Raw genomic sequence first — 19150 nt, 5'->3', positions numbered from 1 at the left:
AATAAGTTTCAAATCTCAAAGTTTATAATGTAAGCCAAAGAGATTAAATTTGAAGATACAACTAAACTACAATCACAACACAATAAATACAATGCCAAAAGACAATTCAATCAAATCGGTTTTAATTATAGGTTCAGGTCCAATCGTAATCGGACAAGCATGTGAATTTGATTATGCAGGTTCACAATCAGCACGTTCGCTTCGTGAAGAAGGAATTGAAGTAATTTTGATCAACTCTAATCCTGCAACCATCATGACAGATCCTTCCATGGCTGATCATGTATATTTATTGCCACTTACTACAAAATCTTTAATCCAAATCTTAAAAGAACATCCTCAAATTGATGCTGTTTTGCCAACAATGGGTGGTCAAACAGCTTTAAACCTTTGTTTGGAAGCTAATGATAAAGGTATTTGGGATGATTTTAATGTAAAAATGATTGGTGTTGATGTAAATGCCATTAATATTACAGAAGATAGAGAGCAATTCAAACAACTTTTAGTTAAACTTGCAGTAGGAGCAGCACCAGCAAAAATTGCAACTTCTTTTTTACAAGGTCAAGAAATTGCTCAAGAATTTGGTTTTCCAGTAGTTATTCGTCCTTCGTTTACACTTGGTGGAACTGGAGCAGCTTTCGTTTTCAACAAAGATGATTTTGATGAAAAATTGACTTATGGATTAGAAATGTCTCCTATTCATGAAGTGTTGATTGATAAAGCCTTAATTGGTTGGAAAGAGTATGAATTAGAATTACTTAGAGATAAAAATGATAACGTAGTAATCATCTGTTCTATCGAAAATATGGATCCAATGGGTATTCATACTGGAGATAGTATCACGGTTGCACCAGCTATGACTTTATCAGATACAACATTCCAAAAAATGAGAGATATGGCCATCTTAATGATGCGTTCTATCGGAAATTTTGCTGGAGGTTGTAACGTTCAATTTGCTGTTTCACCAGATGAAAAAGAAGACATTGTTGCTATTGAAATTAACCCAAGGGTTTCTCGTTCTTCGGCTTTAGCTTCAAAAGCTACCGGATATCCAATTGCAAAAATCGCAACAAAATTAGCTTTAGGGTATAACTTAGACGAATTACAAAATCAAATTACAAAATCAACTTCGGCTCTTTTTGAACCAACTCTTGATTATGTAATTGTAAAAATACCACGTTGGAACTTCGATAAATTTGAAGGTGCTGACAGAACTTTAGGACTTCAAATGAAATCGGTTGGTGAAGTTATGGGAATTGGACGTTCGTTCCAAGAAGCGCTTCACAAAGCAACTCAGTCGTTAGAAATTAAAAGAAATGGTTTAGGAGCTGATGGAAAAGGTTACAAAAACTACGACCAAATTATTGAGAAACTAACTCATGCGAGTTGGGACAGAGTTTTCGTAATTTATGATGCTATTGCAATGGGAATTCCATTGAGTAGAATTCATGAAATTACTAAAATAGACATGTGGTTCTTAAAACAATATGAAGAATTATTCCACTTAGAAAGAGAAATTTCAAAATATAAAGTAGAAACTTTACCTAGAGAATTATTGCTTGAAGCTAAGCAAAAAGGATATGGAGACAGACAAATTGCTCATATGATGGGTTGTTTGGAAAGTCAAGTTTATAAATTGAGAGATGAACAAAACATTAACAGAGTTTATAAATTAGTGGATACTTGTGCTGCTGAATTTACTGCAAAAACACCTTATTATTACTCCACTTTTGAAGCTGAAATTCAAAAAGCTGATGGAACAACTTATGTAGATAACGAAAGTATTGTTACCGATAAAAAGAAAGTAATTGTTTTAGGTTCTGGACCAAATAGAATTGGACAAGGAATTGAATTTGATTACTCTTGTGTGCATGGAGTTTTAGCAGCAAAAGAATGTGGTTATGAAACTATCATGATTAACTGTAACCCTGAAACGGTTTCTACAGATTTTGATACAGCTGATAAATTATATTTCGAACCTGTTTTTTGGGAACATATCTACGATATCATTCGTCATGAAAAGCCAGAAGGAGTTATTGTTCAATTAGGTGGACAAACCGCTTTGAAATTAGCTGAGAAACTTTCTAAATATGGAATTAAGATATTAGGAACTTCTTTCGATGCCTTAGATTTAGCAGAAGACAGAGGAAGATTCTCAGATTTATTAACAGAATTAAATATTCCTTTCCCTAAATTCGGAATTGCTGAAAATGCTGATCAAGCTTCTCAATTAGCTGATACTTTAGATTTTCCATTGTTAGTTCGTCCTTCTTATGTTTTGGGTGGACAAGGAATGAAAATCGTAATTAACAAACAAGAATTAGAAGAACATGTAATTGATTTATTAAAGTCAATTCCAGGAAATAAATTGTTGTTAGACCATTATTTAGATGGTGCCATCGAAGCTGAAGCTGATGCAATTTGTGATGCTGATGGAAATGTGTACATCATCGGAATCATGGAACACATTGAACCTTGTGGAGTTCATTCAGGAGATAGTAATGCAACTTTACCTCCTTTTAACTTGGGTGAATTTGTAATGCAACAAATCAAAGAACATACCCACAAAATTGCTCGTGCTTTAAAAACGGTTGGATTAATCAACATTCAATTTGCGATTAAAGATGATACGGTTTATATTATTGAAGCCAATCCAAGAGCTTCTAGAACGGTTCCATTTATTGCAAAAGCGTATGGTGAACCTTATGTAAATTATGCTACAAAAGTGATGTTAGGTCACAATAAAGTAACAGACTTTAAATTTAATCCACAATTAAAAGGATTTGCCATCAAGCAGCCAGTTTTCTCTTTTAGTAAGTTTAAAAATGTAAACAAAGCTTTAGGACCAGAAATGAAATCAACTGGAGAAAGCATATTGTTTATTGACGATTTGAAAGATGATCAATTTTATGAGTTGTACTCAAGAAGAAAAATGTATTTGAGTAAATAGTATTAAGTAGTAAGACAAAAAAGTCCTCGTAATTGAGGACTTTTTTTGTTTATACTCTAAAAAATGTGCGAGTAGCACATAAACAACTTTTTTTAAATTATTGTTAACGTTCTCGCGCTTGTGCTAGTGGCGTAGTTTGATTACTAGCCAAACCAAAAATACACAAATAATTGATTCGACGGATTGATTTCTGATGAAAAATTACCTAGCCATTAGCACAAACGTGTGTTGGTAGATGTAGTTTTATCCAGCAATTTTTACGTTACTATTTAAGATTTCTACATTAAAATTCACTTTGGCTTTTAAGGCACTGAAAACTCTCAAAATTGTTTCAACTGTGACATTAGTTGTATTGTTTTCAAGCTTTGAAATTTGTGCTCTTTGAACGCCTATTAATTTTCCAAGTTCTTCTTGCGTCATATTTCTTTCAATACGAACTTTTTTTATTAGATCGCCAAGAATTTCCATTTGAAGTTCTTGTTCGTATAGTGTTCTTTTTACGGTTCCAACTTCTCCGATGAATTCATCTTTAATTTTGTCAAAAGAGAACATTTCTAATTCTTTTCCTTTATTTTTCATTTCTCTTATTTTTAAGTTCAAAATATCTCAATCTTATATTTTCTGCTTTTTCAATTTCTTTTTCAGGAGTTTTTCCTGTTTTTTTCACTATTCCATGTGTTGCCAAAACCAATGTTTCAATTTTTTCTGTTTTGTCCCAAAAAGCAAAAATTCTGTAATATGTTTTGTTATATAAAGTTCTAAATTCCCAGATTTCTCCTTTTAGTTTTTTGAACAGTTCATTATCATTTTTTATTTTTGATTTGTCAATGTTGAAAATTATCTTGTCCCGACTTTTTTCATCAATTTCTAGCAAAAATTCCCTTGCTTCAGTCAAAAATATAACATTAAATTTATTCATTCAGCTTAATTTGTTTCCATACAAAGATACAAATATATTTTGAATAGAAATTTATTTGTTGTTTTTTTAAGAAAATTTTGTTTTGGAAATCTGAAATACTATATCTACCAACTAGTTTATAGTCGCTACTTTCCTACTGTTTTTATACCAAATTGGCAGGATAGTCGCATGTTTTTGTTGTTCTATCAAATATATAAAATTAATTGTTGTAAATAATTTATTTATAAAATAATAATGTATTTGCATCAACTGTTTTTAATGAAAGAGTTTTTATATTTTTACTACTTCAAATTACTATTATGGATTTTCTGAAAAAAATAAATAAAAAGGCTAAACTAGATAACGATACTGGTTTTGGTGCTAATGCTTCTAATTATGGTGGTCGGTTTATTTCTAAAAATGGAGATGCTAACGTTAAAAAAGTAGGAATTAGTTTTTTAGAAAGTGTGAGTTGGTATCATACCATGATCAACATTCCAAGATGGAAATTTTTGTTGGTAATTCTTCTTTTTTATTTTGTGGTGAATACGCTTTTTGCCACATTGTATTATTTAATTGGAGTAGAACATTTAAGTGGTATCACCGCTGATAATAATCTTGAAAAATTTGCACAAGCTTTCTTTTTTAGTATTCAAACCTATACAACTGTAGGTTATGGACATATTAATCCAACAGGTTTTTGGGCAAGTTTTGTTTCGTCTATAGAAGCTTTGATTGGTTTGCTAACTTTTGCGATTGCTACGGGTTTGTTTTTTGGTCGTTTTAGTAAATCGGAAGCTTTTATTCGTTTTTCTGATAATGCTTTAATAGCTCCTTATGGAGAAGAAACGGCTTTGATGTTGCGAATGGCTCCTTATAAAAATACAAATCTTTTTGAAGTAGAAGCTAGAGTAACTTTAGGTTTAAGTGTGGAAGAAAATGGAAAACCAGTCAATAAGTTTTATCAATTGGATTTAGAATTGGAAAAAATAAATTCCTTAATGTTGAGTTGGACTTTGGTTCACCCAATTACAAAAGAAAGTCCTTTATACGGTTTTACAGAAGAAGATTATCAAACAATTGATGGTGAAATTATTGTGTATGTAAAAACCTTTGATGATATGTATAGCGACCAAGTTGTTAAGCGTACATCTTATGTTTTAAACGAAGTTGTTTATGGTGCAAAATTTGATATGATGTACAATAGAAATGAAGATGATACGAAGACTATTTTGCATTTAGAAAAATTAAATTCATATCAGAAGGTTTCTTTGAAAGCATAAAAAAAAAAGCACAATTTCGTGATGAGATTGTGCTTTTTGTTTTTAATTTATTTTGGATTATCCACCCATTTTTTCTTGAAATTCTTCCATAGTTACTTTTTCAAATCCTTCTGGAACGATGAATGCTTCTTTTGGTAAATCTTTAGAAACTTCAGTAGCTATTAAGTTTAATGTTGCTTGAGGAGTAACGATTGTCATTTCTAAAGGAAAACCTTTTAATTTATTTTCTTTAGTAGAATTCATCATTTGAATGTTGTCAGTAACATAAAATTCACCTGTTTTGTCTTCTTTATAAGTTACACTTGCTTTGTAGCATTTGTATCCTGCTATTTCCTTAGTGTCTTTTTTGTCTAAAGTAACAGAAACAATATTGTCTAAATCAGCCATATCTACACCTTTTGAAGCATTTTCATCAATTTCAGTAATTTCATATTTATTACCCATTGCATCCATAGTCATTTTTGTAGAGTTTGGCTCATTGATTTTTTTGTACACTTTTGTCAAAACCATTCCACCCATCATATCTACTTCTACGGCAACATTATCTTTGTCAAAATAATTGGTCATTATGATGTCACCCATCATTGCCATTTGTTCGTTGTCGCTAGTCATCTTGTATTTTACAACACCACTAGTCATTGTTTGACCGATTGAACTAATAGAAGCTAATAGCAAAAGGCAAATTGAGATTTGTTTAATTTTTTTCATTTTATTAAGTATAAATTTTTTTATAAAAGTATTAAAAAAAGTAGAATTACAAGTTATTTCAAATTAAAATCTAAGGAAACGTTAACTTGTTTTGAAAGTTTTTTACTAACTACACTTGGTATTTCAATATCAAAATCGTCTACATTAACCTTAAAATCAGAGATTAAATTAATGATTTCTCCATTTTTTTTAAGTTTTGCTTTAATGTTTAAATCTTTAGATTTTCCATGTAGCTCAAGCTTTCCTTTTATAGTGTATTCTTGTGCAGTTGAAGACAATTTTGAAGCATCAAAATTTTCAATTTTACCTTTAAAAGTTGCTTTTGGATATTTGTTACTTTCTATATAGTTTTCATTAAAGTGTTCTTCCATTAAAGCAACTTTGAATCGAAATCCTTTCATAAGTGCTAGAGCTGCAATTTCACCATTTTCTGTATTTAATATAGCAGTAACAGCATCGTTTTTGGCTTTGACTTCTTCAAAAGAAGGAACAGAAGCTTCAAAAGTAATAGTGCCAGTTTTCGTTATTTTTTTCTCAACAATTGGAGAAAAACTGAGTAGACATAAAGTTAAAAAGCCTAAAATATTTTTCATGTTTTTGTTTTTATAAATTAATTACAAGAATTATTCCAATAGTCCATCTGAATTCCATTTTACAACAATGTCTATGGTTTGCTGTGGTAACCTTGGCCCACCATTTGGCATCAATCCTGGTTCTCCAGTGGTTCGGGAAATTCGGTCTAATAAACCTCTATTTAAGACAGCATCTTTTACTTGGTTGTAAGTTGTTAATGACATTGGTGCTCCGTTGGAAGGAGTTGAACCGTGACAACTAACGCAATTATTGTTAATTATTGATTTAACATTTTGCTCGTATGTTACTAAAATAGGGTTCTCACTTTTAATAATTAAATCATCTTCTGAATGATTTGTACACGAAAGACTTAATAAAATTAAGGGAATAAATAAATATTTAATTTTCAGCATGTTATTTTTTTGTATAAAGTTAATAATTTTTATTAAATTTGAAATAAATTGTTAAAAATGAAAAAGAAAGTAATTTTATTTTTTCTTTTAATTTGCTTAGTATCATTTGGAATTTATAAGTATGTTTATAAATCGCACAGAAGTATTTCAGAAGAAGTATCATCTTACAGTGTTACTGTTAGTGAGTTAATTGAAGCATATTCAAATGGAGAAGAAGAAGCTGACCAAAGGTATTTAGATAAAACAATTACTGTTAGAGGTGTTGTTACTTCAACTAATAACTCAGATAAGTCAATAACTATAGACAATCAGTTATTTGGGTTGGTAGAAAACGGTTTAGATAATATTACTATTAATGATTCGGTAACTCTTAAAGGGAGATTTATAGGTTATGATGAATTATTAGAAGAAGTAAAAATGGATCAAATAACAATAATAAAATGATAAAAAAAATACTTTACTTTTTTACAATTTTCATGTCTTTTCAAGGGATTGCTCAAAAAGACATTTTTACTATAGCTAGAAGTGGAACAGTAGAAGAGGTGAAAGAGATTATGAAATCAAATCCATCTGTAATTAATGAATTAAACGATAGAGGTTTTACACCATTAATTTTGGCCTGTTATAAAAACAATAATGATGTGGCTAAATTTTTAATTGATTCTGTTGAAGATTTAGATGTTACAACCGAAATGGGAACAGCTTTGATGGCAACTGTTGTTAAAGGTAATGTTGAAATAGGAACCTATTTGTTAGAAAAAAAGGCCAACCCAAACCTTACTGATAGTAATGGTGTTACAGCATTAATGTATGCAGTGCAGTTTAAAAATGAAGATTTAGTAAAGGCTTTGTTAAAACATAATGCAGACAAAACTGTACTTGATAAAAATGGCAAAACAGCTTTTGAATATGCTGTGTTTTCAGAAAATAAAGAAATTATTAATTTACTAAAATAAAAACTATGAAAAAAACTACTTTAATTTTATTATCCTTATTTACACTTGTTGGTTTTTCCCAGCAAAAAACTACAGGTCTATTGAATCTTTCTTCCAATACTACTGCGACAATGTTATTGGATAGTCCTTCTCAGACGGTTACTTTGACTTTAACAGGTCCAAATGACAGATGGTTTGCATTACAATATGGTTCTTTTAACGGTGGAATGGAATCAGGTGCTGATTTAGTTTATTGGAATAATGTAACACTAGTGGAAGCAGATCACAATGGAATTGGTTCAACACCTACAAATGATACTACAAATAATTGGGTTTTAGTTTCAAATACTAATAATACTCCATCTACAGGATTAAGGACTTTGGTTTATACAAGAGCTTTTAATACTGGTGATGCTACTGATTATGTATTTAATTTTGCTGATAACAATATTGATTTAGCTTGGGCAAAAATGAGTAGTGCAACATTTGCATTGTCTTATCATGGGAATAATAGAGCTGTGTTGTTAAATACTCCTTTATCAACTTTAGGTGTTGAAGATTTTTCTTTAAATAGTGCTCAAATTTATCCAAATCCTTCAAATGGTAATTTTACTATTGAATCAAAAACAACAGTGCAAACAATAAATATTTATTCTCACACAGGTTCTTTTGTTAAAACAATTGATGCTAAAAATTCAGAGTCAATTGAAGTTAATGTTGAAGGTTTGCAAACTGGTATTTATCTTTTAGAAATTAAAAATGAGACTGATAGTTCTTGGAAAAAAATTATCATTAGCGAATAAAATTAGTAACCTTTAATAGTAAATAGTAGTTTAGGCTACTATTTCTTTTTTTATAACCATGAGAAATTGGAAAATATCTGTTTTGTTTTTATTAGTTTCAACCTATCTTTTTGCTCAAGATGATTTACTAAACGAAATTGATACAGTAGCAGTTGATAAAAGAGTCAATTCATCCTTCAAATCCTTAAAAATAGTCAATTTAGAATCTACAAAGCTTGCTTCTAAAGGAGATTTATATTTTGTTGTTTCGCATCGATTTGATTATTTTAAAAATGGTTTTGATGATTTTTTTGGATTAGATAATGCCAATACAAGATTGCAGTTTGTGTATGGAGTTACTCCTTGGTTAAGTGTTCATGCTTCTCGTAGTGGTTTTAATAAAACCTATGAAGCTGCTGGAAAATATAGTTTAATGCATCAAGAAGAAGGAGGTTTTCCTTTTGAAATTGTTGGGTTCAATAGTATTGCTATAAACACAGCTTTAGAAAAAGATCTATTGCCTTTATTGGAATTTGAAGACAGATTAAGTTATGTGAACCAATTATTAATTTCTAGAAAATTTAGTGATAATTTATCTTTGGAATTGGCTCCAACTTATTTTCATGAGAACTATGTTGTTGATAATAATCAAGATAATAGTCAATTTGCACTAGGTTTTGGAGGAAGATATAAATTAACAACTCGTTGGTCTATTAATATGGATTATGCAGCTCATTTAAACAGAGCTTCTAATTCACCTTTTACAAACCCATTGTCAATTGGTGTTGATTTAGAAACTGGTGGACACGTTTTTCAAATGCATTTTACTAATTCTCAAGCAATGCACGAAAGTGGTTTTCTCGGAAACACTAGTGGAAAATGGAGTAAAAGTGAAATTGCTTTTGGATTTAATCTAGTCAGAGTATTTTAAAAAGAAATAAAAAATCCCAATCAACTAAGATTGGGATTTTTTATTTAATATCTAATTGCACATTAAAATTTGATAGGTTTTCAATAGATTTCTCAGAAGTATGATCAAATTTATCTTCTAAAATTTTGTTCTTTTTCTTTTGATTAATTCGAATTACACAATCATAAAAACGTCTGACTTCTTCTAGATTGTATAAAATTAGTGTTGGAACTTTAGCATTGTTTCCTTCTTCATCTTTAGCAACCATAGTAAAATAACTAGAATTACAATGTTTTACTTTTCCAGTTTTAATGTTTTCAGAAATTACACGTATTCCTACAACCATTGAACTATTTCCTACATAATTTACAGAAGCTTTTAAGGTTAAAAGTTCTCCAATTTCTACAGGATTTAAAAAATCAACTGTATCAACAGAAGCTGTTACACAATATAAACCTGAATATTTTGAAGCACTTGCAAATGCAATTTGATCCATCAATTGTAACAAATATCCACCATGGATTTTTCCACTAAAATTGGAATGTGATGGCAACATTAATTCGGTAAATGTGATTTTGGAAGCGTTAACTGTATTTGTTTTTTCGTTCATATTTATCTTGCAAAAGGGGATTGATCTTCAGTTACATCTGTAATAAAATAGCGAGTATCTCCCCACCAAAAGAATGTTTTATATCTTTCAACATAGTTTACTTTTACAAATTTACCTTGAAGTTCTTTTAATTTTTCAATAGCTTCTGGTTGATTGTCCATCACAGAAAATTCAAAAATTTGAGCACCAGAAATTCCTTGACTAATTTCTCCTTCCCAAGTTTTTACCACATATCCTTTGTGACTAATTTTTATTAATTCACCAGATCTTACTCCTTCGCTGTAAGGAACATAATACACAAAAACAAAGTAACCAATTAGAAACAAAAGGAATCCTAATGCTCCATACAACAATACTTTCATAAATTTACTCATAGCTTTATTCGTTATCTGTTAAATTTTCTTCTAATTCGTTTGCTCTTTTTAATATAGGTTCAGGTAATGCTTTTTTAGCTTTTGCACCCATTTTTTTCAATTTTTCTACACTTGTAACCAAATTTCCTTTTCCTTCAACAAGCTTATTCATGGCATTTCCATACTCTGATTTGGCTTCATCCATTTTCTTTCCTATTTTGATTAAATCAGAAACAAATCCTTCAAATTTATCATACAAAGCTCCAGCTTGACGGGCAATTTCAATGGCATTTTCTTGTTGCTTTTGATTCGTCCACATGCTATCAATAGTTCGCAAAGTAGCTAATAGAGTAGTAGGTGTAACAATCACAATATTTTTTTCAAATGCTTTGCTGTATAAACTACTATCATCATTCAAAGCTAAAGCAAAGGCTGGTTCTATAGGAATGAAAAGTAAAACAAAATCAGGACTTTCCATTTGATAAATGTCGTGGTAATTTTTGGCACTTAATTGTTCCACATGTCGTTTAATTGAATTGACATGTTCTTTTAAATAAGTTACTTTTAAAATTTCATCTTCTTCATTTACATATCGCTCATAACCTGTTAAAGATACTTTTGAATCGACCACCATTTTCTTTCCATCAGGTAGATTGATGATAACATCAGGAAGAATTCGTGTTCCTTCTTCATTAGTAAAACTTTGTTGTACTTCATATTCACGACCTTTCTCTAAACCTGATTTTTCTAAAACACGTTCTAAAACTAATTCACCCCAATTTCCTTGCAATTTGCTATCACCTTTTAGAGCTTTGGTTAAGTTGATTGTTTCCTTACTCATTTGTTCGTTCATTTCGCGTAAGCCAAGAATTTGTTGACGCAAAGCTGCATGATAATCGATGCTTTCTTTATGAGTATCTTCTACTTTTTTCTCAAATAATTGAATTTTATCTTGCAAAGGAGAAAGAATATTTTTCATATTCTCTTTGTTTTGTTCTGTGAACTTATTAGATTTTTCGTCCAGAATCTTATTGGCTAAATTCTCAAATTCTTTGGTAAACTTTTCTTGTAGTTGCTCAACTTCTTGTTTTTGCTCTTTATTTCGTTCCCAAAGATTTTCAAAATCAACTTCTTTTTTAGACAATTGAATGGCTAAAGCTTCTTTTTCTGTACGAATGGTTTCTTTTTCACTATTTACTTGTTGTAAAACTTTTTCAAATTGCATTTTTTCTGAAGCCAATTGATTTTTAAGTTGTTCAATCTGACTCATTAAGCCATTCACTTTTTCTTCTAAACCTGATTTTTCGGATTGTGATTGGGCTTTAGAAAGTAGTTTTCCAACAAAAAAACCAATAGCTAATGCTACTAGAAATGTGATTAGAATAAGAAACGATTCATTCATAGAAATAATTTTATGTAAAGTTAATAAAATATTCAGATTATAGATTTAATACTTGAATTTAAAAGTAAGATTAATAATGTATTTTTGCCAAAATTTATTTCATAATGCACCGTCATTTCTTGTTACATAAACCTCATAGTTATCTAAGCCAATTCATTTATGAACAAAAGCGAAAAAAGCGTTTATTAGGTGAATTGTTTGATTTTCCTGAAGGAACAATGGCTGTTGGAAGATTAGATGAAGATTCTGAAGGTTTATTGTTTTTAACTACTGATGGAAAAGTTAGTGAGCAAGTTAGAAGCAAAAAAGTAGAGAAAGAATATTATGCACAAGTCGATGGAATTATTACCCAAGAAACGGTTGATTTGATGACTAAAGGTGTTGAAATTGGTATCAACGGTTCGAAATATTTAACTCGAAATTGTAAAGCTCATTTACTACATGAATTGCCAAATTATATTGGACCAGGAAGAAGAATTAGAGATGAACGACATGGACCAACGAGTTGGGTTTCGGTAACTTTAACAGAAGGAAAATTTCGTCAAGTGCGAAAAATGACAGCTGCTGTTGGGTTTCCAACTTTAAGATTAGTTAGAATTCGAATTGGAAATACAACTTTAAAAGGATTACAAGCAGGTGAAGTTTTAGAAGTACAAGCATTTGATATTTAAACAACAGACTATAAACAATTAACCACAAACTTAAATAATGCTAAACATAGTTTTAATAGAACCCGAAATACCAAACAACACAGGAAACATAGGTCGATTATGTGTTGGAACTGAAAGTCGTTTGCATTTAATTCATCCCTTTGGTTTTGAAATTACGGATAAGAATTTAAAACGTTCGGGTTTGGATTATTGGGTGCATTTAGATTGGAAAGAATACCAATCCGTTGCAGAATGGAAAGCACAAATTCCTGATTTATCACGTGTTTTTTTAATGAGTTCTCATGCTGAAAAATCGTATTTGGAACAAGAATTTCAAGATGGTGATTGGTTGGTTTTTGGAAAAGAAAGTGTTGGATTGAGTGAAGAAGTCTTAGCTCAATTTGAAAACCATCTAAAAATTCCGATTTCAAAATATGTTCGAAGTTATAATTTAGCTAATTCTGTAACTTTTTTAATTGGTGAAGCCAAAAGGCAGATTGATTTAAAATAGTATCCAATTTTTGTCATTCTGAACTTGTTTCAGTTTCTAAAATCTTTTTCACTTTGAGATTTGAAAAGATTCTGAAATAAATTCAGAATGACAAGATTGTCTGTGTAATTATTTAAATAGTTCGTCAAAGAAAATTTTCATCGCTTCCCAACTTCTTTTATCTGCTTTTTCATTGTAAGCTGCACCTTTACTATTATCACTTCCTGCATCTTTGTGTGTAAATGCATGAACAGCATTTGCGTAAATGTTTAATTGCCAATCTGCTTTAGCAGTTCTCATTTCGTCTTCAAAAGCACTAACTTCTTTAGCTGGAACATAAGGGTCATCAGCTCCATGAAGTGCTAAAACTTTTGCTGAAATTGGAGTTGCAATTCTATTGCCATCTTTCCCTAAACCACCGTGAAAAGAGACAACACCTTTTACTTTTAAACCACCACGAGCAGCTTCAATAGCACCTGTTCCTCCAAAACAATATCCAATTACAGCAATTTCATCTGGATTTGCACCAGCTTTTACCAATTGATCAATGGCTAACTGAATTCTTTTTTGATAAGAAGCAAAATCTGTTTTATAGAAACCAGCTAATTTTCCAGCTTCATTTGTATTGGAAGGTTTATTTCCAACACCATACACATCTGCTACAAAAGAATAATATCCTAAATCAGCTAATTTTTGAGCACTTTCTTTTTCGTGTTCGCTAATTCCCATCCAAGCATGGAGAACAACTACACCAGCTTTTTTAGCATTTGGTTTTGTAGGAGTAGCTAAAAAACCTTCTAATTTTTGATTTCCATCAGTGTATGGAACTGATTTTAATTGAGCTTGTGCGTAAATAGATGAAAATAAAATAACTATTGCGCTTATTTGTTTTAAATTCATAATTTATTTTTTTTACTAAATTACAAATTCTTTATTTATAAAGTATTAAACAATTTATAAGTTTTATTTAATATTAAATTTTCCGTGTGAAGCATCAAATTGGATGTTTTCATTTTTAAAAATAACTTCAAAAACACCTTCTTCTATTAATTTACATGGTTCGTTTTGGTAAACTTTATCATCAGTAATTACAATTATTTCATCACATAATTGAATGGCTAAATCAATATCATGAGTAGAATAAAGAATTGTTTTACCAGTTTCATGTGTTAGTTTTTGCAGTAATTTTAACAATGTGACTTTATGAACCAAATCCAAATGAGTTGTGGGTTCATCTAAAATAATCAAATCTGTATCTTGTGCTAACGCTCTAGCAATAAGTGTTTTTTGCAATTGACCGTCACTAATTTCAAAATGTTTTTTATGTTGGAATGTATGGATTTCAGTTAATGTTAAAGCTTCTTCAATTTTGATCTTATCTTCATTGGAAAGTGTTCCTAGCCAATTGGTATAAGGTTGTCTTCCTAAAGCTACGATTTCATAAACCGATAAATTACTTGGTGGAAGATGTTCGGTTAAAACAATACTTAGTTCTTTTGATAAATCTTCTGATTTGAAAGTTTCAATGGATTTGTCGTTTATAAAAACATTTCCTTCTAAAGGTTTAATGATTCCTGTTATGGTTTTTAATAAAGTTGATTTTCCAATTCCGTTTGCCCCAATTAATCCAAATAATTTTCCAGAAGGCAAATGAATATCTAGATTTTTGGCAATAACTGTTGTGTTGGATTTGTTTTTGTATCCAATAGTTAGATTTTTTGTATGTAGGACTTTTTTATTCAAATCAACTAAAATTTCGTTTTCGAACTAATAACCAAATAACAATTGGAGCACCAATCATTGAAGTTACTGCATTTATAGGTAAGGTTAAATCACTTCCTGGTAATTGAGCTATGATATCACAAAATAATAAAATGATGGCTCCTAATAAAATTGTACTCCAAAACAAAGTCAAATGATTACTCGTTTGAAATAATAATTTTGCCATATGAGGAACTGCTAATCCAATAAAAGCAATTGGACCCACAAAAGCGGTAATGCTTCCTGCTAAAATACTGGTTGCTATGATGATTAGAATTCGTGTTTTTTTGAAATTTATTCCTAAACTATTAGCATAACGTTCTCCTAAAAGTAAAGCATCCAAAGGTTTGATGACTAAAAAACTAATACTTAATCCGATGGCTGTTAATACACCTAATAAACTAACTTCGTTCCAACTCAAATTGGCTAAACTTCCCATTGACCAAAAAGTGAATTTTTGTAATTGTTCAGCTGTTGAAAAATAGGTTAGGACTGAAACAATTGCACTGGTAAAACTTCCAAACATTAATCCGACAATTAAAATTGCCATAGTATCTTTTAATTTTTGGGAAACTACTAAAACAGCCATTAAAACTAATGCACTTCCTAAACCTGAAGCTACTACTATTCCATAAGAAGAAAGAAACAGTTCAGAAAGAAATGATGGTAAAAATGAAGTTCCTAATATAATAAATGCAACTCCTAAACTTGCTCCTGAACTCAAGCCTAAAACATATGGTCCAGCTAAAGGATTTCTAAATAAAGTTTGCATTAATAGTCCACTTATTGAAAGTGCCATTCCTACTAAAATTGCTGTTAGTGCTTTTGGTAAACGAAAGTTATAGAGAATGATTTCCCAACTTTCTTTACTCATTTTTTGATTGAAAATTCCTTTTACAATTTCTTCATTTGGAATTGAAATTGAACCTAAACTGATGTTTACAAAAAACAAAATCACTAAGACAGCAAGTAGTGCTAAGAATAATATAAAATGTTTTTTGGAGTTTGGCATTATTCGAATTAGTTATAAAGCAATGCTCAAAGATAATACAAAGTATTTTAATCAAAAATTATTGCAATTGCTCAAAAAAGAACAGTTCATAATTAGGCAAAAGTTCAGGATGTAAAATTTTAATCATGTCTTTTAACACTAAGTCTGGTCGGTTTGGTGCTAATTCATAATATATTATGCCACCAGTTTTTCCTTTTTTTGTACTGAATGAATAAACATTTTTAGTTTCTACAGCTTTAAAGAACTTATAATTTTTATTGTCTTTAATAATTTCGTCAATTGAAGTAAACTGTCCAGGTCCAATCCAAAAATCTGCATCTTTAGCTTTATCTAAAACAGTTTCAAAAGATAATGCTAAACTTCCAGTACCTTCTGTGTCAGACCAAAGATAATTTCCATTAGCTTCTTTTAAAAATAAAGCAGCCCAACTATCACCTTGAGGTAAGAACCATTGATCTTCATAAATTGCTCCAGCAAAAACGGTAGGCTTAATTTCAGCTTTTTGAGCTAATTTTAAAGCTTTGTTATAACTTTCTTCAATGGATTCAAATTCTGCATTTGCTTTTTCATTTTTATCATATAAAGCCCCAAAAAATTTAATCCATTCTGCTTTTCCTAATGGAGTTTTTTCGGTCCAATCTGAATTAAAGATTACTTTTTGACCGCTCTTTTCTAAATTTTTGTAGGTTTTCATATCGCCATCAACACTAAAACCGATAATGACATCTGGGTTTAAATCTAAAATAATTTCGGTATTTAAACTTTGATTTTTACCAATTTCTCTCACTTTTCCTTGATCAATTCTTTCTCTGGTTGTTTCGGAAGAAATATATTTTAAGGAAGGAAATGCAACCAAAGTGTTTTCAACACCTAACATTTCAAGTGATGGAATATGAGTTGTTGAAGTAACAATTATCTTCTGAATTGGAATTTGTATGGCAGTAAATTTTTGTAAACTATCAGGAACAATTACATTTTCTCTGTGCAAAACATAAGTAAAAGTTTCATCTGATTCAGGATAAGTATTTTTAACTTTTAAAATTGAAAAATCATCATATTCAACCAATGAAAAACCTTCAGCATGAATGATTTCATTTTCATTAACTGTTGCTTTTGCTATGTTTTTAGTCTTTTTACATTGGATTAAACCAAAAAAAAGAATGGAAAATAAAAACGCTTTAAGAATCTTGTGCATAAAAATAATTTTACGCAAAATTAGAATTTTGTTTTGATTAAAATAATGGAAGTAATACAAATGATTAAAATATTTTTTATTCTATTCTAAAAAAATAACCATATCTTCGCACCAGAATTAAGGTTGCTTGTTCAATATTGAACAGCATTAAAAGGGAATTAGGTTAAAAACCTAAGCTGTACCCGCAACTGTAAGCTATTAAGCTTGTTATTATCTACATTACCACTGTTTAGTAATTTAGAATTTAGAATTCAGAATTTAGAAAATTTCTAACTTCAAACTTCTACTTTCAAACTTCAAAATGGGAAGGTCAATAACAAGACGCAAGCCAGGAGACCTGCCTAATTTGTTAACTAATAGAAACTTTCGGGAAGAAAAGTTTATAAGATATGTTTAAAAAATTAGCTCTGTTTTTTGCTTTAACAGCTTGTTCTCTTATTTGGGCACAGCAAGATTCTATTTTTCATTTGCGAGAAGTAGTGCTTGTCGATTCGCAATTGAAAAATTTTTCTGATACTCAAAATACAATCCAACTTAATGATAGTGTGATTAAAAATAATCAAGCTTCTTTAACTTCTTTGTTACGTTATAATTCGGTTATTTATTTCAAAGAAAACGGCAATGGAATGGTTTCTTCACCATCATTTAGAGGAACAACTGCCCAACAAACTGCAGTGATTTGGAATGGAATAAATATAAACTCTCAATTAAATGGTCAAACGGATTTTAACACATTAACTACAAGCGGTTTTAATTCAATTACAGTAAGAGCTGGTGGTGGAAGTGTTATTTATGGAAGTGGAGCTGTTGGTGGAACAATTCACTTGAATAATGAAATTGCTTTTAAAGAGAAATTTGAAAATCAGTTGCGTTTAAATTATGGTAGTTTTGAAACTTTTGGAGCCAATTATACTTTAGATATTGCAACAGACAAAATTTTTGCTAATGTAATTATATCTCATAATCAATCTGAAAACGATTATAAATATATTGGATATGACAAAATAAACGCAAACGGTCAATATGAAAATACAAGTTTCAATTCGAATATTGGTTATCGTATAAATCAAAATAATGAAATCAAGTTTTTTAGCTATTTATTTGATGGTAGTCGAAATTTTTCTGGAACAATTGCTTCTCCTTCAAAGAGTAACTATTTAGATTTTAATACTAGAAATTTATTGGAATGGACTAATTTCTCAGGTTTGTTTACTTCCAAAACTAAAGTGGCTTATTTAACTGAAGAGTATAAATATTTTGAAAATAAAGCTTTAGAAAATTTTACAACTGGAAATGCCAATACGTTTATTGCAAAATATGATTTGTTGTACAATTGGTCATCAAAAATTAAGATAAACTCAATTGTAGATTATACTCAAAATGCTGGAAATGGTTCAAGTTTGTCTGAAAATAAAAGAGAAATAGGTTCTTTTAGTTTGTTGTTCAAACATCAAATCACTAAGAAATTTTCTTATGAAGCAAGTATTCGAAAAGAAATCACTTCTAATTACAAAAGTCCATTGTTATATTCTTTAGGTGGAAATTTGCAAGTGTTTAAATGGTATGCTCTGAAGTTTTCAGGTTCAAAAAACTTTAGAATTCCAACCTTCAATGATTTGTATTGGCAAGGAAGTGGAAATTTAAATTTAAAGCCAGAAAGTTCTTTACAAGCAGAAATAGGTCAGGTGTTTAGTTATAAAAATGCTTCTTTAACTACAACTGTTTTTTATTCAAAAATTACAGATATGTTGCGTTGGTTGCCAAATAGCTCAGGACAATGGCAACCTACTAATACAGATAAAGTTTCTATTTATGGATTAGAAGCTTTGTTTCATTGGAAAAAAGATTTTACCAATTCAAGTATTCAATTAAATGGAACTTATGCTTATACAGTTTCAGAAAATGAGGATACAAAAAAACAATTGATTTATGTTCCGTTTCATAAAGCGACTTCAAGTGTAGCTTTTCGGTACAGGAGAACAACATTTACCTATCAAAATTTATTTAACGGTGTTGTTTATACTTCAAGTGATAATGCTTATGAATTGAAAGAATATTTAGTATCAAATGCTTCAATTTCTTATAAAATAGGAAATAAAAAACCTTTACGTTTAGGATTTCAAGTGCTGAATTTGGAAAATAAACCCTATCAAAATGTTTTATCTAGACCAATGCCTGGTCGTAATTATATGATGAATTTAACCTTTAATTTTTAATAAAATGATTTT

21 protein-coding genes and 1 riboswitch are annotated in these 19150 nt (G+C 30.0%); of the genes, 9 read left to right on the top strand and 12 right to left on the bottom strand.

Features of this window, described 5'->3' with window-relative positions; genetic code table 11:
* Window positions 1–91: 91 nt before the first annotated feature.
* Window positions 92–2947 carry a carbamoyl-phosphate synthase large subunit gene (gene carB / locus ACFO3U_RS11345; protein ID WP_379742477.1) on the top strand — a complete coding sequence of 952 codons (2856 nt, stop codon included), beginning with the start codon at window positions 92–94 and terminating at the stop codon, window positions 2945–2947.
* Window positions 2948–3190: 243 nt separating this feature from the next.
* Here carB and ACFO3U_RS11340 read toward each other — a convergent pair whose 3' ends face one another.
* Window positions 3191–3526, bottom strand: a complete 336-nt coding sequence (locus tag ACFO3U_RS11340; protein WP_379742261.1) for a helix-turn-helix domain-containing protein — start codon at window positions 3524–3526, stop codon at window positions 3191–3193.
* Window positions 3516–3866: a type II toxin-antitoxin system RelE/ParE family toxin gene (locus ACFO3U_RS11335; RefSeq protein ID WP_379742258.1), complete on the bottom strand. Its 351-nt coding sequence runs from the start codon at window positions 3864–3866 to the stop codon at window positions 3516–3518. Before ACFO3U_RS11335 ends, ACFO3U_RS11340 begins: the two co-directional genes overlap by 11 nt.
* A gap of 299 nt (window positions 3867–4165) precedes the next feature.
* Between ACFO3U_RS11335 and ACFO3U_RS11330 the strand changes: the two genes are divergently transcribed.
* Window positions 4166–5128: an ion channel gene (locus ACFO3U_RS11330; protein ID WP_379742255.1), complete on the top strand. Its 963-nt coding sequence runs from the start codon at window positions 4166–4168 to the stop codon at window positions 5126–5128.
* A 57-nt stretch (window positions 5129–5185) separates the two neighbouring features.
* On the opposite strand, the gene ACFO3U_RS11325 is transcribed toward ACFO3U_RS11330, so the two are convergent.
* From ACFO3U_RS11325 to ACFO3U_RS11315, 3 genes are read right to left on the bottom strand one after another with little or no spacing between them, the layout of a single operon-like run.
* Entirely contained in the window at window positions 5186–5836 is a 651-nt protein-coding gene (locus ACFO3U_RS11325; RefSeq protein ID WP_379742252.1) for a hypothetical protein, read from the bottom strand.
* Between the two features lie 53 nt (window positions 5837–5889).
* Window positions 5890–6429 carry a YceI family protein gene (locus ACFO3U_RS11320; protein ID WP_379742249.1) on the bottom strand — a complete coding sequence of 180 codons (540 nt, stop codon included), beginning with the start codon at window positions 6427–6429 and terminating at the stop codon, window positions 5890–5892.
* Between the two features lie 30 nt (window positions 6430–6459).
* Complete coding sequence (locus ACFO3U_RS11315; RefSeq protein ID WP_379742246.1) at window positions 6460–6822, bottom strand: c-type cytochrome; 363 nt, start codon at window positions 6820–6822, stop codon at window positions 6460–6462.
* Between the two features lie 57 nt (window positions 6823–6879).
* Here ACFO3U_RS11315 and ACFO3U_RS11310 point away from each other — a divergent pair, with 57 nt between their 5' ends.
* The 4 genes from ACFO3U_RS11310 to ACFO3U_RS11295 are packed head-to-tail and all read left to right on the top strand — an operon-like array spanning window position 6880 to window position 9470.
* Complete coding sequence (locus tag ACFO3U_RS11310) at window positions 6880–7266, top strand: OB-fold protein (protein WP_379742243.1); 387 nt, start codon at window positions 6880–6882, stop codon at window positions 7264–7266.
* Window positions 7263–7778, top strand: coding sequence for an ankyrin repeat domain-containing protein (locus ACFO3U_RS11305; protein WP_379742240.1), 516 nt, complete (start codon window positions 7263–7265; stop codon window positions 7776–7778). The genes ACFO3U_RS11310 and ACFO3U_RS11305 overlap by 4 nt, the downstream gene beginning before the upstream one ends.
* Before the next feature lie 5 nt (window positions 7779–7783).
* Window positions 7784–8560 (top strand): T9SS type A sorting domain-containing protein, encoded by a 777-nt coding sequence (locus ACFO3U_RS11300; protein WP_379742237.1) that lies wholly within the window; start codon window positions 7784–7786, stop codon window positions 8558–8560.
* 58 nt (window positions 8561–8618) lie between these two features.
* Window positions 8619–9470 (top strand): DUF5777 family beta-barrel protein, encoded by an 852-nt coding sequence (locus ACFO3U_RS11295; protein ID WP_379742234.1) that lies wholly within the window; start codon window positions 8619–8621, stop codon window positions 9468–9470.
* 40 nt (window positions 9471–9510) lie between these two features.
* Here ACFO3U_RS11295 and ACFO3U_RS11290 read toward each other — a convergent pair whose 3' ends face one another.
* From ACFO3U_RS11290 to ACFO3U_RS11280, 3 genes are read right to left on the bottom strand one after another with little or no spacing between them, the layout of a single operon-like run.
* Window positions 9511–10059: an acyl-CoA thioesterase gene (locus tag ACFO3U_RS11290; protein WP_379742231.1), complete on the bottom strand. Its 549-nt coding sequence runs from the start codon at window positions 10057–10059 to the stop codon at window positions 9511–9513.
* Window positions 10060–10061: 2 nt separating this feature from the next.
* The gene (locus ACFO3U_RS11285) at window positions 10062–10433 is read right to left on the bottom strand and encodes a 6-phosphogluconate dehydrogenase (RefSeq protein WP_379742229.1); all 372 of its coding nucleotides are present in this window, start codon (window positions 10431–10433) and stop codon (window positions 10062–10064) included.
* A gap of 4 nt (window positions 10434–10437) precedes the next feature.
* On the bottom strand, window positions 10438–11814 hold the full coding sequence (locus ACFO3U_RS11280) for a DNA recombination protein RmuC (protein WP_379742226.1): 1377 nt from the start codon (window positions 11812–11814) through the stop codon (window positions 10438–10440).
* Between the two features lie 104 nt (window positions 11815–11918).
* Here ACFO3U_RS11280 and ACFO3U_RS11275 point away from each other — a divergent pair, with 104 nt between their 5' ends.
* A complete protein-coding gene (locus ACFO3U_RS11275) occupies window positions 11919–12485 on the top strand; it encodes a pseudouridine synthase (RefSeq protein ID WP_379742223.1) in 567 nt (188 codons plus the stop codon).
* A gap of 37 nt (window positions 12486–12522) precedes the next feature.
* Window positions 12523–12975, top strand: a complete 453-nt coding sequence (locus ACFO3U_RS11270) for a tRNA (cytidine(34)-2'-O)-methyltransferase (RefSeq protein ID WP_379742220.1) — start codon at window positions 12523–12525, stop codon at window positions 12973–12975.
* Window positions 12976–13083: 108 nt separating this feature from the next.
* Here ACFO3U_RS11270 and ACFO3U_RS11265 read toward each other — a convergent pair whose 3' ends face one another.
* The 4 genes from ACFO3U_RS11265 to ACFO3U_RS11250 form a co-directional block, all read right to left on the bottom strand.
* A complete protein-coding gene (locus ACFO3U_RS11265) occupies window positions 13084–13854 on the bottom strand; it encodes a dienelactone hydrolase family protein (protein ID WP_379742217.1) in 771 nt (256 codons plus the stop codon).
* A 63-nt stretch (window positions 13855–13917) separates the two neighbouring features.
* Window positions 13918–14697 carry an ABC transporter ATP-binding protein gene (locus ACFO3U_RS11260; RefSeq protein ID WP_379742214.1) on the bottom strand — a complete coding sequence of 260 codons (780 nt, stop codon included), beginning with the start codon at window positions 14695–14697 and terminating at the stop codon, window positions 13918–13920.
* A 1-nt stretch (window position 14698) separates the two neighbouring features.
* Window positions 14699–15727: an iron chelate uptake ABC transporter family permease subunit gene (locus ACFO3U_RS11255; RefSeq protein ID WP_379742212.1), complete on the bottom strand. Its 1029-nt coding sequence runs from the start codon at window positions 15725–15727 to the stop codon at window positions 14699–14701.
* Window positions 15728–15785: 58 nt separating this feature from the next.
* Window positions 15786–16922, bottom strand: coding sequence for an ABC transporter substrate-binding protein (locus ACFO3U_RS11250; RefSeq protein WP_379742209.1), 1137 nt, complete (start codon window positions 16920–16922; stop codon window positions 15786–15788).
* A gap of 103 nt (window positions 16923–17025) precedes the next feature.
* Window positions 17026–17281: riboswitch (cobalamin riboswitch) on the top strand.
* 30 nt (window positions 17282–17311) lie between these two features.
* Here ACFO3U_RS11250 and ACFO3U_RS11245 point away from each other — a divergent pair.
* Window positions 17312–19138 carry a TonB-dependent receptor plug domain-containing protein gene (locus ACFO3U_RS11245; RefSeq protein ID WP_379742206.1) on the top strand — a complete coding sequence of 609 codons (1827 nt, stop codon included), beginning with the start codon at window positions 17312–17314 and terminating at the stop codon, window positions 19136–19138.
* Window positions 19139–19150 lie beyond the last annotated feature (12 nt).

It is taken from the genome of Flavobacterium ponti, from assembly GCF_042652765.1.
Taxonomy (GTDB): domain Bacteria; phylum Bacteroidota; class Bacteroidia; order Flavobacteriales; family Flavobacteriaceae; genus Flavobacterium; species Flavobacterium ponti.
Note: the sequence above shows the minus strand (reverse complement) of the source record. Positions and strands in the feature narration are given on the sequence as shown.

Coding starts and splice junctions, on each gene's coding strand:
- carB (WP_379742477.1), top strand. CDS start 92: ATGCCAAAAGACAATTCAATCAAATCGGTTTTAATTATAGGTTCAGGT.
- ACFO3U_RS11340 (WP_379742261.1), bottom strand. CDS start 3,526: ATGAAAAATAAAGGAAAAGAATTAGAAATGTTCTCTTTTGACAAAATT.
- ACFO3U_RS11335 (WP_379742258.1), bottom strand. CDS start 3,866: ATGAATAAATTTAATGTTATATTTTTGACTGAAGCAAGGGAATTTTTG.
- ACFO3U_RS11330 (WP_379742255.1), top strand. CDS start 4,166: ATGGATTTTCTGAAAAAAATAAATAAAAAGGCTAAACTAGATAACGAT.
- ACFO3U_RS11325 (WP_379742252.1), bottom strand. CDS start 5,836: ATGAAAAAAATTAAACAAATCTCAATTTGCCTTTTGCTATTAGCTTCT.
- ACFO3U_RS11320 (WP_379742249.1), bottom strand. CDS start 6,429: ATGAAAAATATTTTAGGCTTTTTAACTTTATGTCTACTCAGTTTTTCT.
- ACFO3U_RS11315 (WP_379742246.1), bottom strand. CDS start 6,822: ATGCTGAAAATTAAATATTTATTTATTCCCTTAATTTTATTAAGTCTT.
- ACFO3U_RS11310 (WP_379742243.1), top strand. CDS start 6,880: ATGAAAAAGAAAGTAATTTTATTTTTTCTTTTAATTTGCTTAGTATCA.
- ACFO3U_RS11305 (WP_379742240.1), top strand. CDS start 7,263: ATGATAAAAAAAATACTTTACTTTTTTACAATTTTCATGTCTTTTCAA.
- ACFO3U_RS11300 (WP_379742237.1), top strand. CDS start 7,784: ATGAAAAAAACTACTTTAATTTTATTATCCTTATTTACACTTGTTGGT.
- ACFO3U_RS11295 (WP_379742234.1), top strand. CDS start 8,619: ATGAGAAATTGGAAAATATCTGTTTTGTTTTTATTAGTTTCAACCTAT.
- ACFO3U_RS11290 (WP_379742231.1), bottom strand. CDS start 10,059: ATGAACGAAAAAACAAATACAGTTAACGCTTCCAAAATCACATTTACC.
- ACFO3U_RS11285 (WP_379742229.1), bottom strand. CDS start 10,433: ATGAGTAAATTTATGAAAGTATTGTTGTATGGAGCATTAGGATTCCTT.
- ACFO3U_RS11280 (WP_379742226.1), bottom strand. CDS start 11,814: ATGAATGAATCGTTTCTTATTCTAATCACATTTCTAGTAGCATTAGCT.
- ACFO3U_RS11275 (WP_379742223.1), top strand. CDS start 11,919: ATGCACCGTCATTTCTTGTTACATAAACCTCATAGTTATCTAAGCCAA.
- ACFO3U_RS11270 (WP_379742220.1), top strand. CDS start 12,523: ATGCTAAACATAGTTTTAATAGAACCCGAAATACCAAACAACACAGGA.
- ACFO3U_RS11265 (WP_379742217.1), bottom strand. CDS start 13,854: ATGAATTTAAAACAAATAAGCGCAATAGTTATTTTATTTTCATCTATT.
- ACFO3U_RS11255 (WP_379742212.1), bottom strand. CDS start 15,727: ATGCCAAACTCCAAAAAACATTTTATATTATTCTTAGCACTACTTGCT.
- ACFO3U_RS11250 (WP_379742209.1), bottom strand. CDS start 16,922: ATGCACAAGATTCTTAAAGCGTTTTTATTTTCCATTCTTTTTTTTGGT.
- ACFO3U_RS11245 (WP_379742206.1), top strand. CDS start 17,312: ATGTTTAAAAAATTAGCTCTGTTTTTTGCTTTAACAGCTTGTTCTCTT.